Origin of the sequence: Variovorax sp. 160MFSha2.1 (assembly GCF_048305075.1) — a bacterium.
GTDB lineage: Bacteria > Pseudomonadota > Gammaproteobacteria > Burkholderiales > Burkholderiaceae_C > Variovorax > Variovorax guangxiensis.
This window is the reverse complement of sequence record NZ_CP157624.1, coordinates 5,170,140-5,186,823: the sequence shown is the minus strand read 5'-3', so window position 1 is coordinate 5,186,823 and position 16,684 is coordinate 5,170,140. Positions and strand designations below refer to the sequence as shown.

The 16,684-nt window shown below is 68.2% G+C and carries 16 protein-coding genes; 6 read left to right on the top strand and 10 right to left on the bottom strand.

The genetic code is table 11. From position 1 onward, the window contains the following. On the top strand, positions 1 to 1,317 hold the full coding sequence (locus ABL838_RS23535) for an FAD-dependent oxidoreductase (protein ID WP_418122170.1): 1,317 nt from the start codon (positions 1 to 3) through the stop codon (positions 1,315 to 1,317). 4 nt (positions 1,318 to 1,321) lie between these two features. Here ABL838_RS23535 and ABL838_RS23530 read toward each other — a convergent pair whose 3' ends face one another. Continuing rightward, positions 1,322 to 1,723, bottom strand: coding sequence for a phage holin family protein (locus ABL838_RS23530; RefSeq protein WP_184641111.1), 402 nt, complete (start codon positions 1,721 to 1,723; stop codon positions 1,322 to 1,324). Between the two features lie 96 nt (positions 1,724 to 1,819). Here ABL838_RS23530 and shkS point away from each other — a divergent pair, with 96 nt between their 5' ends. Then, on the top strand, positions 1,820 to 3,235 hold the full coding sequence (gene shkS / locus ABL838_RS23525) for a surface-behavior sensor histidine kinase ShkS (RefSeq protein WP_126023358.1): 1,416 nt from the start codon (positions 1,820 to 1,822) through the stop codon (positions 3,233 to 3,235). Between the two features lie 155 nt (positions 3,236 to 3,390). Here the strand turns inward: shkS and ABL838_RS23520 are convergent, their stop codons facing one another. The 8 genes from ABL838_RS23520 to ABL838_RS23485 form a co-directional block, all read right to left on the bottom strand. Then, on the bottom strand, positions 3,391 to 3,993 hold the full coding sequence (locus ABL838_RS23520) for a LuxR C-terminal-related transcriptional regulator (RefSeq protein WP_007837193.1): 603 nt from the start codon (positions 3,991 to 3,993) through the stop codon (positions 3,391 to 3,393). Positions 3,994 to 4,067: 74 nt separating this feature from the next. Beyond that, on the bottom strand, positions 4,068 to 5,402 hold the full coding sequence (locus ABL838_RS23515) for a tryptophan--tRNA ligase (RefSeq protein ID WP_184641112.1): 1,335 nt from the start codon (positions 5,400 to 5,402) through the stop codon (positions 4,068 to 4,070). A gap of 33 nt (positions 5,403 to 5,435) precedes the next feature. Next, positions 5,436 to 6,107, bottom strand: coding sequence for a site-2 protease family protein (locus tag ABL838_RS23510; RefSeq protein ID WP_418122168.1), 672 nt, complete (start codon positions 6,105 to 6,107; stop codon positions 5,436 to 5,438). 41 nt (positions 6,108 to 6,148) lie between these two features. Beyond that, the gene (locus ABL838_RS23505) at positions 6,149 to 6,784 is read right to left on the bottom strand and encodes an L-threonylcarbamoyladenylate synthase (RefSeq protein ID WP_126023361.1); all 636 of its coding nucleotides are present in this window, start codon (positions 6,782 to 6,784) and stop codon (positions 6,149 to 6,151) included. 19 nt (positions 6,785 to 6,803) lie between these two features. Then, on the bottom strand, positions 6,804 to 7,781 hold the full coding sequence (locus ABL838_RS23500) for a DMT family transporter (RefSeq protein WP_126023362.1): 978 nt from the start codon (positions 7,779 to 7,781) through the stop codon (positions 6,804 to 6,806). Continuing rightward, positions 7,778 to 8,635 (bottom strand): 3',5'-nucleoside bisphosphate phosphatase, encoded by an 858-nt coding sequence (locus tag ABL838_RS23495; RefSeq protein WP_019657848.1) that lies wholly within the window; start codon positions 8,633 to 8,635, stop codon positions 7,778 to 7,780. Before ABL838_RS23495 ends, ABL838_RS23500 begins: the two co-directional genes overlap by 4 nt. A gap of 97 nt (positions 8,636 to 8,732) precedes the next feature. Next, complete coding sequence (locus ABL838_RS23490) at positions 8,733 to 9,809, bottom strand: transporter (protein ID WP_418122166.1); 1,077 nt, start codon at positions 9,807 to 9,809, stop codon at positions 8,733 to 8,735. Positions 9,810 to 9,827: 18 nt separating this feature from the next. Next, positions 9,828 to 11,459, bottom strand: coding sequence for an inorganic phosphate transporter (locus tag ABL838_RS23485; protein WP_418122165.1), 1,632 nt, complete (start codon positions 11,457 to 11,459; stop codon positions 9,828 to 9,830). A 152-nt stretch (positions 11,460 to 11,611) separates the two neighbouring features. On the opposite strand from ABL838_RS23485, the gene ppk2 reads away from it, so the two are divergent. Next, complete coding sequence (gene ppk2 / locus ABL838_RS23480; RefSeq protein WP_418122164.1) at positions 11,612 to 12,541, top strand: polyphosphate kinase 2; 930 nt, start codon at positions 11,612 to 11,614, stop codon at positions 12,539 to 12,541. Between the two features lie 67 nt (positions 12,542 to 12,608). Continuing rightward, on the top strand, positions 12,609 to 13,661 hold the full coding sequence (locus tag ABL838_RS23475; RefSeq protein WP_418122163.1) for an alpha/beta hydrolase family esterase: 1,053 nt from the start codon (positions 12,609 to 12,611) through the stop codon (positions 13,659 to 13,661). A gap of 12 nt (positions 13,662 to 13,673) precedes the next feature. On the opposite strand, the gene ABL838_RS23470 is transcribed toward ABL838_RS23475, so the two are convergent. Next, on the bottom strand, positions 13,674 to 14,603 hold the full coding sequence (locus ABL838_RS23470) for an AraC family transcriptional regulator (RefSeq protein WP_126023367.1): 930 nt from the start codon (positions 14,601 to 14,603) through the stop codon (positions 13,674 to 13,676). 120 nt (positions 14,604 to 14,723) lie between these two features. Here ABL838_RS23470 and ABL838_RS23465 point away from each other — a divergent pair, with 120 nt between their 5' ends. Both ABL838_RS23465 and ABL838_RS23460 read left to right on the top strand, forming a co-directional pair. Beyond that, positions 14,724 to 15,119, top strand: a complete 396-nt coding sequence (locus ABL838_RS23465) for a nuclear transport factor 2 family protein (RefSeq protein ID WP_184641119.1) — start codon at positions 14,724 to 14,726, stop codon at positions 15,117 to 15,119. Between the two features lie 64 nt (positions 15,120 to 15,183). Then, on the top strand, positions 15,184 to 16,656 hold the full coding sequence (locus ABL838_RS23460) for an MFS transporter (protein ID WP_418122162.1): 1,473 nt from the start codon (positions 15,184 to 15,186) through the stop codon (positions 16,654 to 16,656). Positions 16,657 to 16,684: the final 28 nt, after the last annotated feature.

The following is a 16,684-nucleotide window of genomic DNA, read 5'->3' as shown; positions in this document are numbered from 1 at the left end:
ATGAGCAACGAGAACATCGGAACGAGCCATGCGGTCGAGGCCGACGTGGTGGTTTGCGGCGGCGGCGTCGCGGGCACCATGGCCGCGGTGGCGGCGGCGCGGCAGGGCGCTTCGGTCGTGCTGGTCGAGCGCTATGGCTTCCTGGGCGGCAACGCCACGGCCGGGGCGGTGGCGCAGTTCAACAGCTGGCAGACCGGCAACGGCCGAACGGTGGTTGCGGGGCTGGCCGACGAGGTGGTCCGGCGGCTGCGCGCCTACGGTGGCGCACGCGAGCACGACCGCTTCGTGATGTCCACCGGCCATCACATGGACCGTGTCGAGTACGAGCCCGAGGTGCTCAAGCTGGTGCTCGACGACATGGTGGCCGAGGCCGGCGTGCGGCCGCTGCTGCACGCGAGCCTGCTCGACGTGCAGTGCGAAGCGCGTCGCGTCACGGGCCTGCGCGTGCTGACCAAGGGCGGCGTGCTGTCGTTGCGCCCCGGCGTGCTGGTCGATGCCTCGGGCGACATGGATGCGCTGAAGCAGGCGGGCGCGCGCTTCCTCGAACTGGGCGGCGGCGAGGCGCTGCAGCCGGCCACGATGATGTTCCGCTTCGGTCCGATCGATTTCGGGCGCTTCGGCGCGCTTTCGAAAGCCGAGCTTGCCGAACTGGCCGCCAGGGGCTATGCGCAGGGCGGGCTCGCGCGGGCGGCACTGCATTCGAGCCGCGTGCCGCATTCGGACGATGCCTGGTTCAACATCAGCCGCCTGGGCATCGATGCCACCGATCCGATGGCGCTCGGCGGCGCCGAGATCGAAGGCCGGCGCCAGGCATGGAAGGCGGCGGAGTTCATTGCGGCCCACGTGCCCGGCTGCGGCGACGGGCGGCTGAGGGCTTTCGCCACGCAGGTGGGCGTGCGCGAGACGCGCCGGGTGGAAGGCGACCATGTGCTCACAGCCGCCGAGCTGCTGGAGCCGGTGCAGTTCGCCGACGCGATCGCAGCGGGCGCGTACCCGATCGACATCCACCCCGCGAAGGGCGGCTCGCTGCACTACGTGCCCATGGGCGACGACCACGCCTACCAGATCCCGTACCGCAGCCTGATCCCGTCCACGCTCGACAACGCGCTGGGCGTGGGCCGGGGCATCTCGGCCAGCCACGAGGCGCTGGCTGCCATCCGGGTCATGACGATCTCGATGGCCGTGGGGCATGCGGCCGGCATCGCCGCGGCCATGGCGGCGCGGTCGGCCGGCGAGGGCATGGGTGCGCAGGTGCGGGCGGTTGCCGTGCCGGCGCTGCGCGAGGCGCTGCTGCGCGAGGGCGCCGTGCTCGCCTAGCCGTTCAGAGCCAGTTGCCGCTCTGCGGCATCTGCACCTTCTCGGCGGGGTCGCTGCCGGTCACGAACGATCCGATGACCACGCTCAGCAGCGAGATGAAGATGCTCGCGAAGAGTGCGGTCCAGAAGCCGGACACCCTGAAGCCCTTCACCAGCGCGGCCACCAGCAGGATCATCAGCGCGTTGATCACCAGCAGGAAGAGCCCGAAGGTCACCAGCGTCAGCGGCAGCGTGAGCACGATCAGCAGCGGCTTGACGATGGCATTGGCCAGGCCCAGCAGCAGCGCCGAGACCACCAGCGCGCCGGTGCTGTCGAACTTGAGCCCGCGGAAAAGATGGCTGGCCACCCACAGCGAGATGCCGGTGATGGCCCAGTGGACGAGGAAGGGAGTCAGGTTGTCGAGCATCGGTTAATTCTTCCGGGTTATCGCCCGCATTTTGGGGCGGCGATCGATTGTTACCCGGTGAAACATTGCCGGATGGGCCGTTAAGATCGCCGGCTTATGGCCAATGCGTCGATCGCCAGCATGACCCCCGCCCCGGCTTCGGCCGATGAAGCCGAATCGTGGGTACGCGGCGAGCTCATCCGCAGCCTGATGCGCTCGGCGAAGGGCTCGTACTTTGTCTCTGCCGCGCTGATGCCGGCGATGGTCGGCCTGAACTGGGCCTATGTGCCGCGCTGGGAACTGCTGATCTGGCTCCTGGCCGGCGTCATCGCCACCGCCTGCCGCGCCTGGGGGGCGCGTGTCTATGCGCTGCGCTATGCCGGGCGCAGCGCGGCCGCCCAGCAGCAGTTCACCGAGCGCTACGGCTTCGTCTGGAGCACCAGCGCTGTGGTGTGGGGCCTGTCGGTGCTGCTCTTCTTCGAGCGCACGCCGCAGGTCAACCAGTTCATGAGCTGGCTCATCGTGGCCGGCGTGGGCACCTTTCCGCTCAACGGGCTGGCGCTGCATCCGCCGCTGCTCAAGCGCTACGTCAATACGCTGTTCATCACGATGCTGGGCGCGGTGCTGATACGGCTGGTGTCCATCACGCTGCAGCATCCGCAGTTCCAGTACGGCTACCTGATGCCGATCTTGCCGATCCTCCACTGGTTCCTGCTGCTGCGGGCCGGGCGGCACATCCACGAGACGGCGCGCAACAGCCTGGAGCTGCTGTTCCACAACCACATCCTCATCAAGTCGCTGACCCAGCAACGGCAGGCGGCGGTGTCGGCCGTGGCCATGAAGAACCGCTTCCTCGCCAGCGCCGCGCACGACATGCGTCAACCCGTGCTGGCACTTTCGTTGTACGCCGACTGGTTGCGCAATGAGCCCGAACTGGTTCTGGAACTCGCGCCGAAGATCGTGCGCGCCACGCACGCGGTGAATGCGCTATTCGATTCGATGTTCGACCTGGCGCGCATCGATTCGGGCCAGGTGCGCCTGCACGTCGAGCGGGTCGACGTGCCCGAGCTGCTGCACGACCTGGAGCTGCAATACCGCCCCGTGGCCGAGAGCCGCGGCCTCGACTTCCGCGTGCACATGTGCGAGGGCTCCTTCCTCACCGACCCGATCCGCGTGCGCCGCATGATCGGCAACCTGCTGGCCAACGCGATCAAGTACACGACCGAAGGCGGCGTGCTGCTGGCCGCCCGCCAGACCCGCGACGGCCTGCGCGTGGAGGTGTGGGACACCGGCATCGGCATCGCGCCCGAGCACCTGCGCGACGTGTTCCTGGAGTTCTACAAGGTCGCCGACCACGCCGGCACCTCGGACGGCTTCGGCCTGGGCCTCGCCATCGTCGCGCGCCTGTCGCACGTGCTGGGGCACCCCGTGAGCGTGCGTTCGCGCCTGGGCAGCGGCAGCGTGTTCCGCGTGGCGCTGCACGACGCAGACGAGGCGGTGGCGCAGGCGCGGGTGACGGCTTCCGGCGGTTAAGGACGAACTGCCGCTGCGTCCATCCCAATGAAAAAACCGCGCCAAGCGCGGTTTTTTCAATTCGGGAACACCGAGGAGCCGGCTTTGCCGGTCCTCAGGTGTTGCCCCCTGCAAGGGGGTTGGCGCAGCGACACGAAGTGCGCGAAGCCTGGGGGTTAGCCGGACAACAAGCCGTTGGTGCGCGCGTAGTGCAGCGCCTGGGTGCGGCTCTTCACGCCCAGCCTGCGGAACAGGCGCCACAGGTGAACCTTCACCGTGTGTTCGCTGATCTCCAGGTCGGTCGCGATGTCGCGGTTGCTCATGCCCTTGTCGAGCATGGCGATCAGCTGCGTCTGGCGCTTGGAGAGCTTGCCGCTGTTGGCGGCCGGCATCTCGTCGGCTTCGTCTTCCGAGCCGGCCATCAGGAGGCCGCGAAGGGCGGCCGCCAGCTCGTTGGAGCTGGCCGACTTCTCGATGTAGGTGTCGGCGCCGGCCTCGATGCAGGCGTCTTCCATGTCGGCGGACGGCGCGGCCGAGTACACGGCGATCGGCACGTTCGGATAGACCTGCTTGACCGCGATCACGCCCGACACGCCGTTGGTGTCCGGCAGCTTCAGGTCCAGGCAGAAAAGCGTAGGCGCACCACGCTGCTGCACGGAGCCTGCGAGCTTGTCGAGGCGTTCGAGCTCGACGATGTTCTCGGCCGGGCGCAAGCGCCGCAGGACCATCACGATCGCGTCGCGCATCAGGGGGTGGTCGTCGATGACATAAATGCTCATGTTTTCTTCCTTTGTGATCGCACCGTCTTCTCTCGTCGTGCTCACCGGCCGATAAGCCGATGGGCGTTGCCGGATCAACTCCCGCTGGTTGTGCCGGGTGTCGCTTCCGTCAGTGCCTCCAGCGCCTCTTCGACGGCGCGTATTCCTTCTGTACCGATGGGCTCCATCTGGCTGGCCAGCGCGGGCAATGCTTCGCCGCGCTGCGCCTGCAGGATTGCGATGGTACGGCCCGCTTCCTGCGGCGAGGCGAATCCACGGCTTTGCAGCAGGGTTTCGCCGCGCGCATCCAACAGCTTGAAATAGAAAAGTCCGTCCGCCTTCTCGCGGTACTGCTTGAAACTGGGTTTGGCGACCTTGGCCGCCTTGGCGACGCCCTTGTCCTTGCCGGCCGCCAGGTTGCGCAGGCCGACCGCGTGGCGCAGGCTGGCCATGAAAGGCTTCGACAGCGCCTGCGCCTTCTCGGCGCCCAGCAGCAGGGTGCGCTCGATCTGGGCCGGGTCGTTCATCAGCGCCTCGTAGCGCTCGCGCAGCGGCGCCACCTCTAGGTCGATGCGCTCGAACAGCATCTGCTTGGCGTCGCCCCAGCCGATGCCATCGGCGTACGCCTTGCGCAGCGTCTCGGTTTCCTCGGCGCTGGCGAAGGCCTGGTAGATCTGGAAGAGCGCCGAGCCTTCGGTTTCCTTGGGCTCGCCGGGGGCGCGCGAGTCGGTCACGATGCTGGAGATCTGCTTTTGCAGCTGCGCGCGCGGCGCGAACAGCGGGATCGTGTTGCCGTAGCTCTTGCTCATCTTGCGGCCGTCGAGGCCGGGCAGGGTGGCGACCGCGTCGTCGATCTCGGCCTCGGGCAGCGTGAAATGCTCGCCGTAGAGGTGGTTGAAGCGCTGCGCCATGTCGCGCGCCATCTCGATGTGCTGCACCTGGTCGCGGCCCACGGGCACCTTGTGGGCGTTGAACATCAGGATGTCGGCGCCCATGAGCACCGGGTACATGAAGAGGCCGGCCGTCACGTCGGCGTCGGGGTCCTCGCCCTTGGCCACGTTCTTGTCGAGCTGCGCCTTGTAGGCATGCGCGCGGTTGAGCACGCCCTTGCCGGTCACGCAGGTGAGGAACCAGGTCAGCTCGGGAATCTCGACGATGTCCGACTGGCGGTAGAAGGTGACGCGCTCGGGGTCGAGCCCGCAGGCCAGCCAGCTGGCGGCGATCTCGAGGGTGGAGCGCTGGATGAGCGCCGGCTCCTGCACCTTGATGAGCGCGTGGTAGTCGGCCAGGAAGAAGAAGCTCTGCACGCCGGGCGCGACGCTTTGCCGCACCGAGTGGCGGATCGAGCCGACATAGTTGCCGAGGTGCGGCGTGCCCGAAGGCGTGATGCCGGTCAGGACGCGCAGGGGAGCTTTGGAAGACGGAGCCATGGGACGGAGAGACGAAGAATTACTTAAAGCAATCTAGAGCAGGAGTGCCTTGAGCGGAGTGATCAGCAGGTTGATGACGAAGTAGCCCACGTCCATCAGCGGCCGCAGCCAGTATGTGCTGACGATGCCCGCGAGGACGAGGCCCATCACGATGAAAAAGCCGTATGGCTCGATGCGTGCCAGGAACATCTGGGCCTGGCCGCTGGGAAGAAGGCCGGCCAGCACGCGCCCGCCGTCGAGCGGCGGCAGCGGGAACAGGTTGAAGGCCCACATCACGAGGTTGACCAGGATGCCGCCTTGCGCCATCTTGATGAAAAAGGTTTCAGTGACGCCCGCCGCGACCAGCGTCACCAGCAGCAGAGCCCACAGGATCGCCTGGACGAAATTGGAAAGAGGCCCTGCCAGAGCCACCCAGACCATGTCGCGCTTCGGATGGCGCAGCCGCCCGAAGTTGACCGGCACCGGCTTGGCATAGCCGAACAGGAAGGCACCGGAGGTCGCGAAGTACAGCATCAGCGGCATCAGGATGGTCCCGATGGGATCGATGTGCTTCACCGGGTTGAGCGTGACGCGCCCCATGACCTCGGCCGTGTTGTCGCCGAAGTGGCGAGCGACGTAGCCGTGCGCCGCCTCGTGCACTGTGATCGCGAAGATCACGGGCAGCGCATAGATCAGTACTGTCTGTATGAGGTTGGAAATATCCACTGGGCGATTGTGTCAGACGGGGCGTGTTTCTCTGCCCGATTTCAAAGGCCCAGAACGGCCAGCTGGCCGCGCCCTTGCCGCACCACGACAGGGTCGTCGCCGCTGCCCATGGGCGTCAGGTCGACCACCGTGGTCGGCTGCGAAGGGCAGGCTCCCGCATCGATGACGGCGGCGATCTGCTTCTCGAAGCGCTCGCGGATGGTCTGCGCGTCGTTCAGCGCCTCGGTCTCGCCCGGGGCGATCAGCGTGGTGGCGAGCAGAGGGGCTCCGTGCAGCGACAGGAGCTCCAGCAAGACCTTGTGGTCGGGCACGCGCAGGCCGATGGTCTTGCGCTGCGGATGGCTTACGCGGCGCGGCACTTCCTTGGTGGCTTCGAGCAGGAAGGTGTAGGGGCCGGGCGTGGCCGCCTTCAGCAGGCGGTACTGCTTGTTGTCGACGCGCGCGTAGTTGGCGAGCTCGCTCAGGTCGCGGCACAGCAGCGTGAGGTGGTGCTTCTCGTCGACCTGGCGGATGCGGCGAAGCTGGTCGACCGCGTCCTTGTCGTCGAGGTGGCAGGCCAGCGCGTAGCTGGAGTCGGTGGGCACGGCCACGATATCGCCGCGCTCCAGCAGCGTGACGGCCTGCTTCAGCAGCCGCTGCTGCGGGTTCTCTGGGTGGACTTCGAAGTACTGGGCCATGATGAAGAAAGGTTCCTGGTCAGGATTCGGCGGGTTCGATGGGCACGCGGCGCTCACGCACCGTGAGCCACGCGCCGGCCGCGCCGCAGACCGCGATCATCCCCATGCCGATGAGCGAGAAGCGGTCCGGCACGTGGGAAAAGACGATCCAGCCGCCAAGCATGGCGAACGCGATCTGCGCATAGAGATAAGGCGTGAGCGTGGACGCCGGCGCGCGCTGGTAGGCCAGGATCAGCATGAAGTGCCCCACCGTGCCCATGAAGCCCATGAGGCACAGCAGCGCCCACCATTCCCAGGAGGGCAGAGAGGTCCACACGAAGGGCACGACGAGCGAGACGATCAGCGTGCCCACCCAGCCGGTGTAGAAGTGCATGGTCAGCGGGTTCTCGGTCTGCGCCAGCTTGCTCGTGAGCACCTGGAACCAGGCGTTGCTCAGCACCAGCCCCAGCGGCAGCAGAACGGCCCAGCTGAACGCGCCGCCGCCTGGCCGCAGGATGACCAGCGTGCCGATGAAACCGCCCGCCACCAGCGTCCAGCGCAGCGGCGAGACGTGCTCCTTGAGCGTGGTGGCCGCCAACAGCGTGATGACCAGCGGCGCGATCAGCACGATCGAGGTGAACTCCGCCAGCGGCATGTAGCGCAGGCTCAGGAAGGCGAAGATGCTCGATGCCAGCAGCAGCGCACCGCGCAGCGCCTGGTAGCGGGGATGCTTCGTGTGCAACAGCGCCGTGCCGCGCAGCGGCAGCAGCACCAGCGTGGTCGCCACCGCCTGGAAGGCATAGCGGAACCACACGCCCATCAGGATGGGCACGCCCAGCGTGGAGTACTTGGTGGCGGTGTCGAGCGTGGCGAAGCAGGCCACGGCCAGTATCACGAGGCCGATGCCGGCGAGGATGCGTTCCGATTCCTTGCCGAGGCTTCGCTGCTGCGCCACGCGAGCGGCCGCCAGCGCAACGGTCGCCGCGTTGTCGTTGCTGGTCCCGGGGCTTGGGCTCACTGCTGGATACGGTCGCCGAGCAGTTCCCACACGGGAGTGAGCGCGCCGGGCAGGGGCGGCAGCTTGCCGAGATCGCAGTGGCTCTCGTCGGGGCTGTGGAAATCGCTGCCGCGCGAGGCGGCGAAATCGAACTCGAGCGCCTTGTCGGCGTACTCGACGAACTCGGCCGGCGTGTGGCTGCCGGTGACGACCTCGATCGCCTTGCCGCCGTGCGCCTTGAATTCGAGGAACAGCGCGTATTCCTCGTTGGCCGTGAACTTGTAGCGGCCCGGGTGGGCGATCACGGCCAGGCCCTTGGCGGCAGTGATCCAGTGCACGGCATCTTTCAGCGTGGCCCAGCGGTGCGGCACGTAGCCCGGCTTGCCTTCGGTGAGGAACTTGCGGAATACCTCGGGCGTGTCGCGGCAGTGGCCCTGTTCGACGAGAAAGCGCGCGAAGTGCGTGCGCGAGATGAGTTCGGGATTACCGACGAACTTGAGCGCGCCTTCATAGGCGCCGTGGATGCCGACCTTGGCCAGCCCCTCGGACATTTCCTGCGCCCGCTTGCCGCGGCCGCCGCGCGTGTCGTACAGGCCCTGCGAGATGGCCGCGTCGTCGGGGTCGAAGCCCAGGCCGACGATGTGCACCGTCTCGCCCGCGAAGGTCACGGAAATCTCGGTGCCGGTGAGGTAGCGCATGCCGTTGGCACGTGCCGCGGCCGCTGCGCGGTGCTGCCCGCCGATCTCGTCATGGTCGGTGAGGGCCCAGAGTTCCACCCCGTTGGCTGCGGCGCGCGCCGCCAGTTCTTCGGGCGTCAGCGTGCCGTCGGAGACCACGGAGTGGCAATGAAGATCGGCATTGAGAATGGAGGACACCCCCGCATTCTATGGGGTCTGGAACCCTGTTGCGGGCGCGTGGATACTGCAAAAGATGCTATTAAATAAATAGCATTAATGCGCCGCTGCATGCGCCTCAGCGCTGCTTGCGGAAAGCCGCCCAGGCCGCCACCGCGGTGAAGGTGGCCACGATCGCCACCACGATCCAGAAGCCGTGCTTGTGGTCCGCCAGCGGGATGCCGCCCACGTTCATGCCGAACAGGCCGGCCAGGATGTTGATCGGCAGCGCAAGCACCGTGACCACCGTCAGAACGAACAGGCTGCGGTTGTTGTCCTCGTTGACGTTGGCGGCGATCTCTTCCTGCAGCAGCTTGATGCGCTCCTGCAGCGCCTGCATGTCGCGCAGCACCACCGAGAACTCCTCGGTTGAGCCGCGCAGCGCCTGCGCGTCAGGCTCGGACATCCAGCCCGGCGGTCCCTGCAGCAGCCGGAACAGCGCCGCCGGCTCGGGCGCCAGCAGCCGCTGCAACCGCACCAGCAGCCGGCGCAGCACGCCCAGGCGCGCGCGCTTGTGGTCGAGGCGGCCGGCGAGCAGTTCGTCCTCGATGCGGTCGATGCGCGAGGTGACGCCGCGCACGATCTTCACCAGCACATCGGCCTGCGCGCGCAGCAGGTGTTCGAGCAGCTCGGTGCTCGAGCGCGGCGCGTCGCCCGCCTTCACCGCGGTGCGCAGCGCATCGACCGAGCGCAGCGGCTTGGTGCGGGCCGTGACGACCAGGCGCGGGCCGACGCTGATCCACAGCGTGGAGATGTCCGATGGCTCGAAGCTGAACTCGAAGTGCACGTCGTTGATGACGGCGATCAGCGAATCGTCGTCTCGCTCGATGCGCGTGGAGGGCAGGCCCTCGTGCAGCGTCTCGTAGAAGGTGTCGGAGAGGTTCGCGTGCCGCACCAGCCAGCGTTCGGCGTGCGCATGGCTCAAGTTGAAATGCAGCCAGACATAGGCGGGGTTTTCCTGCCCGTCTTCGCCTTCGCAGCCGGCTCGGGCTTCGCTGGCTTCGATATTGCGCTGCCCGGCCAGCCACGCGGCGGCCTGCGCGGAGTCGATGGCCCGCGCGGGCTCGGGCGCGCGGGTGTCGAAGAGGTAGCCGCAGATCAGCCCGGCTTCGTCGCCCCCGTACGACTGGGCCGCGAGATCGTGGAATGCCGACAAGATGGTAAGTACGCGAGTTCAGAAGATGCGGGTGAACAGCCAGTAGAGCGAGCCCGACAGCAGCATCGCCACCGGCAGCGTCAGCACCCAGGCCAGCGCGAGGTTGCGCAGCGTCGACAACTGCAGGCCCGAGCCGCTGGCCGTCATGGTGCCGGCCACGCCGGAAGACAGCACGTGCGTGGTCGACACCGGCAGCCCGTACATGTCGGCCGCGCCGATGGTGACCATGGCCACCACCTCGGCCGAGGCGCCCTGCGCGTAGCTCAGGTGCGTCTTGCCGATCTTCTCGCCCACCGTGACCACGATGCGCTTCCAGCCGATCATCGTGCCCAGGCCCAGCGCGATGGCCACCGCCACCTTGACCCACAGCGGAATGAAGCGCGTGGCGCTGTCGAGCTCCTGGCGGAAGGTGTTCACGCGCAGCTTCGTCTCCTCGTCGAACCTGGCCGCGCCGCTCTTGTCGAGGTGGCGGATGGCCTCGGAGGCCAGGTACATGTCGTTGCGCACGTTGGCAACGGCCTCCGCCGGAACACCGGCCAGCGAGCCGTGCTGGCGCACCTGGGTGCCGATGCTGCCGGCCGTCGCGGCCAGGGCCGGCACCACGGCCGGCGTGAACTCGCGGGTGCGCACGTAGGTGGAGAGCGTGTCGCGCGCGGCAGCGGGTGCCATGGCCGGCAGCGAAGTCGGCACGCTGCGGTTCAGCGCGTTCTGCGCCATCTCGGCCACGGCCACGAATTTGACGTTCTCGTCGGCGGGCATTGCGCGGTTCAGCGCATAGGCCATCGGCACCGTGCCCACCAGGATCAGCATGATCAGGCCCATGCCCTTCTGTCCATCGTTCGAGCCGTGCGCGAAGGACACACCCGTGCAGGTGAGGATCAGCAGGCCGCGGATCCACCACGGCGGCGGCTCGGTTCCCTTGGGCTCTTCATACAGGGCGCGGTTCTTCACGAAGGCGCGCAGCGCCAGCAGCAGCAGGGCGGCGCAGCCGAAGCCGACCATCGGCGACAGCAGCAGCGAATAGCCCACCTTGGTGGCCTGCGCCCAGTCGACCCCGCTGGTGCCGTCGCGCCCGTGCATCAGCGCGTTGGCCACGCCCACGCCGATGATCGAGCCGATCAGCGTGTGCGACGACGATGCCGGCAGGCCCAGCCACCAGGTGCCCAGGTTCCAGATGATGGCGGCGATCAGCAGCGCGAACACCATCGCGAAGCCGGCGCCCGAGCCCACCTGCAGGATCAGTTCCACCGGCAGCAGCGCGATGATGCCGAAGGCCACCGCGCCGCTGGACACCATCACGCCCAGGAAGTTGAAGAAGCCCGACCAGACCACCGCGAAGTTCGGCGGCAGCGAGTGGGTGTAGATGACGGTCGCGACCGCGTTGGCGGTGTCGTGGAAGCCGTTGACGAACTCGAAGCCCAGTGCGATCAGCAGTGCCACGCCAAGAAGTATGTAGGGCACCCAGGTGGTGACGGGCGCGCCGGAGGCGGTGACGTCGCCGACCAGGCTCCAGGCCGTGAAGAGCAGGCCGGCGGCCAGCAGGCCCACGAAGGTGATCAGCGTGAGCGGACCGGGCTTGGCGTCGAGCTTGGGCCGTTGCGCGGCGGACGCCGACGGCAACTCGGCATGCGGGGCTGCGAGCGTGTTCATGGGATTCTGGGGTGTTGGAATGGCTCCAGATGGTGTTCGCCGCGTATGACAACTACATGTCAACGGCGTCAAAACTGTCACGTAGTCGTCATTTGGGGCGAGCAGCATGCTTTTTCGTCTCCCTCTTCAATCCTTTCTCCTGCCGCCCCACCATGCTGACGAGCGCACTTCCCGACCATGAAGACCTGATGCAACGCATCGCCCGCGACCTGATCGACAGCTACGACGAAGAGCTCGAGCTGGAGATCGAGGACCGCAACATCGACGGCCTCGACCCCGCTTCGGTCACCGCGGCATCCTCCGCCGACAAGGCCGCCCGCCAGGCCTACTTCAAGGAGCTGTTTCGCCTGCAGGGCGAGCTGGTCAAGCTGCAGGACTGGGTGCAGCACAGCAAGCAGAAGGTCGTCATCCTGTTCGAAGGCCGCGACGCGGCGGGCAAGGGCGGCGTCATCAAGCGCATCACCCAGCGGCTGAACCCGCGCGTGGCCCGCGTGGCCGCGCTGCCGGCGCCCAACGACCGCGAACGCACCCAGTGGTATTTCCAGCGCTACGTGGCGCACCTGCCGGCGGCCGGCGAGATGGTGCTTTTCGACCGCAGCTGGTACAACCGCGCCGGCGTCGAGCGCGTGATGGGCTTCTGCTCCGACGACGAGTACGAGGAGTTCTTCCGCACCGTGCCCGAGTTCGAGAAGATGCTCGTGCGCTCGGGCATCAAGCTCATCAAGTACTGGTTCTCCATCACCGACGACGAGCAGCACATGCGCTTCCTCGGCCGCATCCACGACCCGCTCAAGCAATGGAAGCTGAGCCCCATGGACCTCGAGAGCCGCCGCCGCTGGGAGGAATACACCAAGGCGAAGGAAATCATGCTGGAGCGCACGCATATTCCGGAGGCGCCGTGGTGGGTGGTGCAGGCGGTCGACAAGAAGAAGGCGCGCCTGAACTGCATCACCCATCTGCTGGGCCAGCTGCCTTACCAGGAAGTGCCGCATCCCCCGGTCGAGCTGCCCGAGCGCGTGCGCCATGCCGACTACCTGCGCCAGCCCGTGCCGGCGAACATGATCGTTCCTGAAATCTACTGAGGCACGCGCGGTCCTTGCGGCCGGCCAAGGGTAGGCCGGCCGGCGCTTTGCGGTCACACTGCGCGCCATGGCTCGTCGTTCCACAGCTTCAGTCTTTGCCCGCGCCTACGAGCGCAACCTGCGTGCGCTCACCAAGGCCACCCTGAGCAACAGCAAGCGCATTGCGGGACAGGTCCAGCGCGCGACCGCCAAACGGCTCAAGCCGCCGCCCGGCAGGGGCGACTGGCTCAGCGGGGTGGCTGTCGGGCCGGGCGGCGCGCGCGGCTATCACCTGTTCCGGCCGGCTGGTCTCGAACTGAAGCCGGGCGAGCGCCTGCCGCTCATGGTCATGCTGCACGGCTGTGGCCAGACCGGCCGTGACTTCGCCGCGAGTACCCGCATGAACGCACTGGCCGTGCGCCAGCGCTTCCTGGTGCTCTACCCCGAACAGGACCGGATCGCCCATCCGCAGGGCTGCTGGAACTGGTACGAGCGTCGCTCCGGCAAGGCCGATGCCGAGGCCGCCACGCTGATGGCCGCCATCGACCAGGCCTGCCTGCTCTATTCCGTCGACCGCGACCGCGTGGCGCTGGCCGGCCTTTCCGCCGGCGCGAGCATGGCGGCGCTGCTCGCGACGCGCTACCCGAACCGCTTCCGCGCCGTCGTCATGCACTCGGGCGTGGCGCCCGGTGCGGCGAAGTCGCCTGCCACCGCCCTGGGCGCGATGCGCGGCGAGCACGTGCCGCCCATGCCCACCACGGCCGTCGGCAAGGCGATGGGCGCGGCGGCGGTCTTCACCACCCTGCCGCCGATGCTCGTGTTGCACGGCGATGCCGACGCGGTGGTCGCGCCGAGCAATGCCGCCAGCAGCGCTGCTGTATGGGCGACCGCCGTGGGCGCGCGGCCAGGGTTGACGCGCGAGGTGCAGCGCGGCAGGCGCCGTGCGATGCGGGTGACCGACTTCAGGCGCAAGGGGCGCACGCTCGTCACGCTGTGCGAGATCGCGGGGCTCGGCCATTCGTGGAGCGGCGGAGCGCCGAAGCTGCTGTTCAGCGACCCCGAGGGGCCCGATGCCACGCGCATGGCCTGGGCGTTTGCCGCCGCGCAGTTCAAGGCCGCTGGAGGCCCGAAGAAGGTCTAGCGGAAGGGGCGGCTATGCGGCGACCGCTCCTTCGCGCGCAGCAGCCCGCCACGCACTGGGCGCCATCCCCTTGCTGCGCTTGAAGGCCTTGCTGAACGCCGCCTCCGACTCGTAGCCCACCGCCGCGGCGATCGCCCCCAGGGCGGCGTTGCCTTGTCCCAGCATGTTGCCGGCCTTGAACATGCGCCATTGCGTGAGGTACTCCAGAGGCGCCTGTCCCACCCGCTCGCGAAAACGCTGTGCGAAGGCCGAGCGCGAGAGGTTCGCGACGGCGGCGAGCGCCTCCACCGTCCAGTCGTGCGCGATCTCCTTGTGCATCGCGCGCAGCGCGGGGCCGATGCGTGCATCGGCCAGCGCGGCCAGCCAGCCCGTCTGCGATTCGGCGTTGGCCGCGACGTGCGCGCGCACCGCCTGGACGAACACGATGTCGGCCAGCCGGCTCACGAGCAGGCTCGACCCCAGGCCCGGCTCGCCGGTTTCCATGGCCAGCAGCTGCAGCGTGCCTTGCAGCGCAAGGGCGCGGGCCTGTTCCATCTTCACGTGGAGCAGCACCGGCAGCAGATCGAGCAGCGGCCGCGCGGCGCGCTGGTCGAAGTGGAACCAGCCGCAGATCACCGACGCCGCCGTGCCCGTGCCGCCGAGCTCCACCAGCCCGCCGATGCGGTCGCGCACGACGGAAGCGCAGCTCACGGTCGGCGTGTTCGGATGGTCGCGCAGGATGTAAGGCGTGCCGTGCGCCAGCACATAGCAGTCGCCCGCCGCCAGTGCCACCGGCTGCGCCATGCCCTCGACCTCCAGCAGGCAGCCGCCGCGCACCACGAGCCCGAAGCGTGCGCTCTCGCCCCCGGCCAGGCTTACGCCCCAGGGCGCCCCGGCCTCGAGGCGGGCGTACAGCGCGCTGCGCACTCTCATGGCCGCAAAGATGTCGTCGAGCGGGTCCATCGAAGGCTCCTCCAGTGGTGGACGAATGGACAAGATTTTCGGACTTCCGGGCATTCACTGTCCATCGGCAGCGGCGGAAACTGCGGCCTCACTCATTCAGGAACCAGCAGGAGCAGGGCCATGAACACCAGGACCGATCCCACCGACTTCACCCGACTCGCCGACCGCTACGTCGCCGTCTGGAACGAACCCGACGCCGAGGCGAGGCGCGCCGCCATCGCCGGCCTCTGGGTGCCCGACGGCGAGCACTACGTGCGCACGCTGCAGGCCAGGGGCCACGAGGCGCTGCAGCAGCGCGTCACCGGCTCGCATGAGAAGAACGTGCGCGACGCCGGCTTTCGCTTCGTCCGCGCGGGCGACGCCCAGTTCCTGCACGACGCGGTGATGTTCCATTGGCACATGGTCCCGGCCGCGGGCGGCCCGGTGGCCGCGCTCGGGCTGGAGTTCCTGGTGCTCGCCGCAGACGGCCGCATCGCCACGGACTACCAGTTCATCCTGCCCACGCCCGCCGCCTGAGCCCGGCCGATGACCTCCGAGGTCATTGCCTTCGCGCCGCTTCCTTCCAACACTCGAATCCATCATGACGCAGTCAAACATCGCTTCGGCAGCATCGCTTTCTTCCACCGGCAGCCAGAGTCCGGACGCGACACAGCCCGGCCGGCTGGGCCTGTGGGTCATGCTCAGCGGCACCTTCCTCGTGGTGCTGGACTTCTTCATCGTCAACGTCGCGCTGCCCTCGATGCAGCGCGAACTGCAGGCGAGCGCGGGCACCCTGCAGCTGGTGGTGGCCGGCTACGGCCTCGCTACCGCCGCGGGCCTGATCACCGGCGGCCGGCTCGGCGACCTGTTCGGGCGCCGTCGCATGTTCATGCTGGGCCTGCTGCTGTTCACGCTCGCTTCGGCCGCCTGCGGCCTGGCGCCGAACGCCGAACTGCTGGTGGCGGCACGCGTGCTGCAGGGACTGGCCGGCGCGCTGCTGCAGCCGCAGGTGCTGGCGATGATCGGCCTGGTCTACACCGGGGAAGACCGGGCGCGCGCCTTCGCGGCCTATGGACTCACGCTGGGGCTGGGCGCCACGCTCGGGCAACTGGTCGGCGGCCTGTTGATCCATGCCGACCTGGCGGGTCTCGGCTGGCGCAGTTGCTTTCTCATCAACGTGCCGATCGGCCTGCTGGCGCTGACGCTTGCACCGCGCGTCATTGCGCCGCTGGCGAACAGCGGCAACAGCCGCCTCGACCTCGCCGGCATGCTGCTCGTGGCCGCGGGCTCGGCGGCAGTGGTGCTGCCGCTGGTGGAAGGCCGCGAACAGGGCTGGCCGCTGTGGAGCTGGCTGTGCCTTGCTGCGGCGCTGCCGCTGCTCGCAGCCTTTGCGCACCAGCAGCGCCGGCTCGCAGTGCGTGGCGGTGCGCCGCTCGTAGCTCCGGTGCTGCTCGCCAACGGCCGCTTCGGCATGGGCCTGCTCACGACGCTGGCCTTCTACGTGGGCAACGCCTCGCTCTACTTCGTGCTCGCGCTCTACCTGCAGCAGGGCCTGGGCCTCGACCCGCTCAGCTCGGGCATCGTCTTCACGGCGCTGGCGGCCGGCTTCTTCGCGACGTCGATGATGGGGGCGCGCCTCGCGCGCCGCTTCGGCGGCAAGCCGCCCATCGCGCTCGGTGCCCTTGTGCTCGCCGCGGGGCACGCGCTGCAGTTCGTCAACGTGGCCGTCTGGCCCGGGCACTCGCACCTCGTGGCGTGCATGGTGCCGTTGCTTCTGGTGCAGGGCGCGGGGCTCGGCATGGTGATGGCGCCGCTGGTGTCCACCGTGCTGGCCGGCCTGCCGCCGCAGCATGCGGGCGTGGCCTCGGGCGTGATCTCGATGGTGCAGCAGGCGAGCAACGCGCTGGGCGTGGCGCTGATCGGCATTCTTTTCTACGGGCGGCTCGGCCATGCGCCGGATGCGGGGGCGTATGCGAGTGGGTTTGGGGTGGCGTTGCTGTATCTGACGGTGTCGGCGCTGCTGGTGGCTGTGCTGCATCGGCGCGGAAGCCGGGCAATGCCGGCCCGATCGTGAGTGCCTGCCCAATCCGGGCATTCGCATG

Excerpts from the sequence above, each read along its gene's own strand:
- ABL838_RS23535 (WP_418122170.1), top strand. The coding sequence starts at position 1 with ATGAGCAACGAGAACATCGGAACGAGCCATGCGGTCGAGGCCGACGTG.
- ABL838_RS23530 (WP_184641111.1), bottom strand. The coding sequence starts at position 1,723 with ATGCTCGACAACCTGACTCCCTTCCTCGTCCACTGGGCCATCACCGGC.
- shkS (WP_126023358.1), top strand. The coding sequence starts at position 1,820 with ATGGCCAATGCGTCGATCGCCAGCATGACCCCCGCCCCGGCTTCGGCC.
- ABL838_RS23520 (WP_007837193.1), bottom strand. The coding sequence starts at position 3,993 with ATGAGCATTTATGTCATCGACGACCACCCCCTGATGCGCGACGCGATC.
- ABL838_RS23515 (WP_184641112.1), bottom strand. The coding sequence starts at position 5,402 with ATGGCTCCGTCTTCCAAAGCTCCCCTGCGCGTCCTGACCGGCATCACG.
- ABL838_RS23505 (WP_126023361.1), bottom strand. The coding sequence starts at position 6,784 with ATGGCCCAGTACTTCGAAGTCCACCCAGAGAACCCGCAGCAGCGGCTG.
- ABL838_RS23485 (WP_418122165.1), bottom strand. The coding sequence starts at position 11,459 with ATGAACACGCTCGCAGCCCCGCATGCCGAGTTGCCGTCGGCGTCCGCC.
- ppk2 (WP_418122164.1), top strand. The coding sequence starts at position 11,612 with ATGCTGACGAGCGCACTTCCCGACCATGAAGACCTGATGCAACGCATC.
- ABL838_RS23475 (WP_418122163.1), top strand. The coding sequence starts at position 12,609 with ATGGCTCGTCGTTCCACAGCTTCAGTCTTTGCCCGCGCCTACGAGCGC.
- ABL838_RS23470 (WP_126023367.1), bottom strand. The coding sequence starts at position 14,603 with ATGGACCCGCTCGACGACATCTTTGCGGCCATGAGAGTGCGCAGCGCG.
- ABL838_RS23465 (WP_184641119.1), top strand. The coding sequence starts at position 14,724 with ATGAACACCAGGACCGATCCCACCGACTTCACCCGACTCGCCGACCGC.
- ABL838_RS23460 (WP_418122162.1), top strand. The coding sequence starts at position 15,184 with ATGACGCAGTCAAACATCGCTTCGGCAGCATCGCTTTCTTCCACCGGC.